Annotated in this window: 6 protein-coding genes; all 6 read right to left on the reverse strand. The window is 74.6% G+C overall.

The annotated features are described in order from the left end of the window. The coding region (locus AE652_RS34245; protein WP_159028634.1) for a hypothetical protein at window positions 1-200 on the reverse strand (200 nt) is incomplete at its 3' end. Next, on the reverse strand, window positions 197-829 hold the full coding sequence (locus AE652_RS34250) for an RNA polymerase sigma factor (protein ID WP_049658784.1): 633 nt from the start codon (window positions 827-829) through the stop codon (window positions 197-199). The genes AE652_RS34245 and AE652_RS34250, both read right to left, overlap by 4 nt. Window positions 830-940: 111 nt before the next feature. Next, a complete protein-coding gene (locus tag AE652_RS34255; protein WP_234348644.1) occupies window positions 941-1774 on the reverse strand; it encodes a hypothetical protein in 834 nt (277 codons plus the stop codon). 71 nt (window positions 1775-1845) lie between these two features. Next, entirely contained in the window at window positions 1846-2652 is an 807-nt protein-coding gene (locus tag AE652_RS34260) for a hypothetical protein (RefSeq protein WP_159028635.1), read from the reverse strand. A 122-nt stretch (window positions 2653-2774) separates the two neighbouring features. After that, complete coding sequence (locus tag AE652_RS34265) at window positions 2775-3749, reverse strand: enoyl-CoA hydratase/isomerase family protein (protein WP_234348645.1); 975 nt, start codon at window positions 3747-3749, stop codon at window positions 2775-2777. Continuing rightward, on the reverse strand, window positions 3746-5017 hold the full coding sequence (locus AE652_RS34270; protein ID WP_082346157.1) for a cytochrome P450: 1272 nt from the start codon (window positions 5015-5017) through the stop codon (window positions 3746-3748). Before AE652_RS34270 ends, AE652_RS34265 begins: the two co-directional genes overlap by 4 nt. Between the last annotated feature and the right edge of the window lie 448 nt (window positions 5018-5465).

Below are 5465 nucleotides of genomic sequence, written 5' to 3' on the forward strand. Positions count from 1 at the left end.
ACCAGGGACAGCGCCAGGCCGCCCGCCAGCGCGGGCAGGGCCACCCAGCCGAGCCGCTTCCGCCGGGGCGCGGCCGCCGGCCCGCGTGCGAACTCGCTCATCAGGTGCCCCCGCAGCTGCCGCCGGCGGTCGGCGGGGAGCCCCGGCCCCGTGGGCGGTGGCAGCAGTTCGTCCTCGTTCATCGGATTCATCGGACTCATCGGGTCCTCCCCGGTGTCGTCGACCTGGCCGCTTCGGTGCGGCCACCCCGTACCTGTCCGGTGTCCGGAGCGGGTTCCCGCCTGCCCCGGAGCTCCTCGTCCACCAGCGCGCGCAGCTCGGTGCGGGCGCGCGAGAGCCGGGAGCGCACCGTGCCGATCGGCACCCCGAGTGCCTCGGCCGCGCTCACGTAGTCCAGGCCCGCCAGGACGCAGAGGCCGAACACCTCGCGCTCCGCCTTCCGCAGCCCGCCCAGTGCCCGCCGGACGGCGGCGAGCCGGGCGTCGTCGTCGAGCCGCCCGGCCAACTCCTCGGCGAAGTCCGGCAGGACGCCCCGCTCGGGCAGCCGCGCCAGCGCCGCCCGGTGCCGCCGGGCCGCCCGGGTGGTGTTGCGCAGGACCTGGGCGGCTATCCCGAACAGCCAGGGCCGCACCGGCCCGTCGTCCTCCCGCAGCCTGCCGCGCAGGCGCCACGCTTCGAGGAACGTCAGCTGGACGACGTCCTCCGCCGCGGCCCGGTCCCCCACCACCCGTACCGCGTACCGGTACAGATCGTCCGCCGCCTCATCGAACAGCTCCCCGAACGCCCACTGGTCGCCGCTCCTCAATCGCGCCCGCTGTGACAGTTCCACACCCCCACCTGTCCGCACGCACCGCCGGGTTCCCGCCGGAGCACGGCAGAGGGCCCCGCCGAACCGGACGGTTCGGCGGGGCCCTCGTCGACCGGTCGGACGATCAGACGGTCAGGCGCACTTGATGTCGCGGTTCACCGCGGCCATCCCGGCGACCTTCCCGGCGTCCACCGTGAACTCGTACTGCCAGCCCGGCTGCCCCTCGACCGGCAGCACGTACCTGCCGCTCTTGTCCTGCTGGAGGCCCTTGGCGCCGTACGCCTGCTGGAGCGCCTCCAGGGTGGAGCCGGCGCCGATGCCCTCGGCCGTCCTCGCCTCCGCCGGGGCGGCCAGCTCGCGCAGGCCCGCCTCCGCGAAGGAGACCCGGCCGGTGGTCAGGTACGCCTTGTCCTTGGCCTCCTGCGCCACCCTCAGGTCGACCAGGGCCATCGTCGAGTCGGCGATCAGCTTGGCGGCGGTGGCCGAGTCCTTGGCCCCGGCGGCCGAGCCCGCGGCGGCGGCCGCCGCGTCCTTGGCGGAGGCGTTCGGCGGCAGGGTGCCCGCCGGGGCGGGCGCCTTCCCACTGGCCGCGTCGGCCTTGGCGCTGAGGTCCTTGTAGCGGGCCTCGGTCGCCGCCTCGGCGGCCATCCGGGCCTGGTCCGGCGCCGGTCCGCCCTTGTAGACGAAGTCCGTGCAGCCGCCGAGCAGCGAGACCGGTGACGCCTCCAGGGCGCCGGTGGCCAGCCCGGCGTCCTTGGCCATGCCCGGCTTGATCCCCTGGTACCCGGCCGCCGCGAAGGCCTCCGGGCCCTTCGTCGTGGGCGCCGCCGAGGGTGCCGCGGCGGCGCCCCCGGCCTTCGCCGAGTCCTTCTTGTCGTCGGACGAGCAGGCCGCCGCCGAGGCGGCCAGCAGTACTACCGAGATGCCCACGCCCACCGCGCGGACCGTGGCCCGGTTCTTCCCCATGTCACAAACCCCCACATGATCTTTCGAGGGTCACCGTACCGAGGGTGCGGCCACGATCCACAACCGGTTTCTCAGGCGCAGTAGGTGTTGTGCTTCACCAGGGCGAGCCCGGCGACCTTGCCGTCGGCCATGGTGAACTCGTAGAACCAGTCCGGGCCGCCGCTGCCGCTCTCGGACGGGAGCTCGTAACCGCCCTCCTTGATCGGCTTGAGGTCCCTGCCCTCGTAGGCGCGCTTGAGCTCCTCCTCCGTCGAGCCGGCGCCGATGCCCTCGGCGGTGCGGGCGCCCGCCGGGGCGACCAGCTGGCGCAGGCCCTCGGTGCCGAAGTTGACCCGGCCGGTGGTCAGGAAGGCCTGGTCCCGGTTCTTGCGGGCGGGCCCGAGGAGGTCCAGGTCCTTGTAGAGCACGGCCATCTCCCGCCGCCCCGCCTCGGTCTGGTCGAGCTGCTCCCGAAGGCCCGCGAGGTACTCCTGCAGTTCCTTCGACGAGGCCCCGGACGGCGGGGGCGTGAGCGGCTTCCTGGCCGCCTTGATCTCGTCGATCCTGGCCAGGGCCTTGTCGGCCTTCGTACGGACCTCCGCCTCGGCCGCCATCCGGACCGGGTCCGGCGCCGGGCCGCCCTTGTACGCGTAGTCGGTGCAGCCGTTGAGCAGCGAGACCGGAGACGGCTCCAGGGCTCCGGAGGTGAGCGCCTCCTCCTTGGTCATCGAGAGCTGGAGCCCGCGGTAGCCGGCGGCGCCGAACGGCTGCGGCGGTGTACCGGCCGCCGCCTCGGCAGCGCCGCCCCCGTCTCCCCCGCAGGCCGCCGCTCCGGCCATGACCAGCGCCGTCGTCAGTACGGCCCCGGCCACGCGCCCGCCGCGCGTCGTCCCCACCATGATCATCTCTCCTTCGTCGACCGCACACGGTAGCGAACGTGCGGGCACGATCGACAACCGGCTCCCCCACGCGTGGAAGGGGCCCGGGTCCGAGGACGCGGGCCCCTTCGCGCACGCACCGGTCAGGAGGCCGGCCCCCGGTCGGCCAGGCTCCGGGTGTAGTGGGCGGCGGCCAGGACGGAGGCCATCAGCTCGGAGTCCAGCACGGCGGCGTCGGCCAGCCGGGTGGCCGACGCGTGGGAGGCGAGCAGCGTCTTGGTGACCCGCAGGGCGGCCTCGGAGCGGCGCGTGATGGGGCGGGCCCACTCGGCCACCGCCTCGTCCAGCTCCTGCTCGGGGACGACGCGCTGCAGGATGGCGAGCTCCCGCGCCTCCACCGCGCCGACCGGGCGGCCGGTGAGGATGATCTCGCGGACCCGGGCCGCGCCGACCTCGTGCAGCAGCCGGGGCAGCAGGCCGCCCCAGGCGACGGGCAGGCCCAGGGCCAGTTCGGGCAGCCGGAAGACGGCGTTGTCGGCGCCGGCCCGCAGGTCGCAGGCGAGCGCCAGGGCGAAGCCGGCACCGGTCGCCCGGCCCTGGACCCGGGCGATGGTGACGGCGGGGCTGTTGACGAGGGCGTCGCAGACCCGGCGGGCCTTGTCCCCGTAGGCCCGTATGCGGCCGCCGGTCGGGTCCTCGTCCAGGCCCGCGAGGAGTTCGTCGCGGTCGCCGCCGAGGCAGAAGTCGCGGCCGGCCGCGGAGAGCACGATCACCCGCACGGCCGGGTCGGGGACGGCGAGGAGGGCGAGGAGTTCGTCCAGCATGGCCGAGGTGACGGCGTTCCCCGTCCCCGGGCTGTCCAGCTCGACGTGGAGCACCGCGCCCCGGAGCTCGGAACGGACCGTACGGGCGGGCGCGGGTTCGGGGACCACCGCGGCTTCGGAAGCGGAAGCGCCTTCGGGAGCGGGAGCACCTTCGGGGACCGGCGGGGACTGCGGGACCGGCGCGGACTGGGGGGCCGGCGGGTACCAGCCGGTCGTCGTCGAGGGGTGCGGGACGTACGGCGGCGGCTGCATCGCGTACGGGGGGTACTGGGGAGCCTGCGGGGAGACGTTCATGCGGACACTCTCAGGGACGTCACCCGGTGGAAGACCATCCGGGGCGCGTGCTCCGGCGGGCTCACCGCCCGCAGCGTCGGGAAGCGCTCCAGCAGTTGGCCGATCAGGGCCCGCGCCTCCAGCCGGGCCAGGCCCGCGCCGAGGCAGTAGTGGGCGCCGCCGCCGAAGGTGAGGTGGGTGCCCCGGCGGAGCGGGTCGAAGGCGTGCGGGTCCGGGTTGCGGCGCGGGTCGCGGTTGGCCGCGCCGTACATCACGTGGACCATGGTGTCCTTGGGGAGGAACGTTCCGGCCAGCACGGTGTCCTCGCCCGCGACGCGGCTGTTGACGCGGATCGGCGGGTCGTAGCGCAGCGCCTCGTCGATCGCCTCGTCGATGTGCTCGGGCCGCTCCCGCAGCCACTCCCACGTCCCGGGCGACCGCAGCAGCTGCCACACCAGCGAGGAGAGCAGCGTCGCCGTGGTCTCCAGCGAGGCGATGGTGACGAACATGGTGAGCTGGTAGACCATCCGGTCGGTGGCCTCGGGGTCGGACTCCAGCGCGTCCCAGGTGCGGATCCAGCCGGCGATCACGTCGTCGCCGTCGTTGTCGCGGCGCTCCCGGACGAGCCGGGTGAAGTACTCGCGAAGGTCCATGGTGGCCTGCTCGGAGACCGCCAGCTGGCTCTTGGTGGGCAGCAGTTCCTGGGCGTGCACCTGGTTGTGGGTCATCGTCAGGATGTGCGGGTAGTCCGCGCGGGGGATGTCCAGCCAGCGCCCGATGGTGCCGATCGGCAGCTGCTCGCTGACCACGGAGGCGAAGTCCGCCTCGCCGTCCGCCTGTATTCGCTCGGCCAGGCGGTCGAGCAGTTCGGTGGCGTCGGCCTCGATCCGCGGCGTCATGTCCCGGAGGGTGTTGCGGTCGAAGAGGCTGCCGAGGCTGCGCCGCTGCCGGGTGTGCTCGGGGGCGTTGAGGCGGGAGAGGGTGCGGCTCATCTCCTGGGTGGCGACGGCCTCCCAGCGCTCCGTCCCGGTCTGCCGCTCCTGCCAGGCGAAGTCGGGGACGAGCCAGGTCCTGCCGCGCAGGACCTGGTCGCAGGCCTCGTAACCGGTGACCAGGTAGCCGCCCCAGGGCGCCGGGACGAGGTCCCCGAGCGCCCGCAGCCCGTCGTAGACCGGGCTCGGATCGGCGAGCCCCTCGGCCGACCGCAGCCTCCGCAGCAGCGGGACGGCGGCACGGCGGTCGACCCTGCCGTCAGGGTGCTCCGACTCCGCGGGGCGGGCTTCCAACATGGCGGTCACACGGGCTCCTTCAACACGCGGGCGGGCAGTACGGCGGCGTACTACCCAGCACCAGCGCGCTCAAGCGTCGATCCGTGTTGCCCCCGTCACGTACTGCACCGTCGTCGCACGCCGTTCACCTCGCGGTGACCGAACGTCCGGTGACCGAACGGCTGGTACCCGAACGGCCCGTGACCGGACGGCCCGTGACCGAACAGCCGGTGACCGAACGGCCGGTGACCGAACGGCCGGTGGCCGGACGGCCCACGACGGCGGGCCAGGCCGGGGAGCCCGGAGCCCGGGACGCCTCAGACCCGGAAGACGTCCAGGAAGGAGCTCCACCAGCCCTTCTTCTGCGGGGCCCGGGCCGGACCGGCGGCGGCCTGCGGGTACGCCTGCACCTGCTCGGCGGCGGCCTGCGCGGGCGCGGGGGCGGGGGCGGTGTCCGCGCCCACGGCCG

The organism is Kitasatospora sp. MY 5-36 (genome assembly GCF_001182915.1).
Classification (GTDB): domain Bacteria; phylum Actinomycetota; class Actinomycetes; order Streptomycetales; family Streptomycetaceae; genus Kitasatospora.

Coding starts and splice junctions, on each gene's coding strand:
- AE652_RS34255 (WP_234348644.1), bottom strand. CDS start 1,774: ATGGGGAAGAACCGGGCCACGGTCCGCGCGGTGGGCGTGGGCATCTCG.
- AE652_RS34260 (WP_159028635.1), bottom strand. CDS start 2,652: ATGGTGGGGACGACGCGCGGCGGGCGCGTGGCCGGGGCCGTACTGACG.
- AE652_RS34270 (WP_082346157.1), bottom strand. CDS start 5,017: ATGTTGGAAGCCCGCCCCGCGGAGTCGGAGCACCCTGACGGCAGGGTC.
- AE652_RS34265 (WP_234348645.1), bottom strand. CDS start 3,749: ATGAACGTCTCCCCGCAGGCTCCCCAGTACCCCCCGTACGCGATGCAG.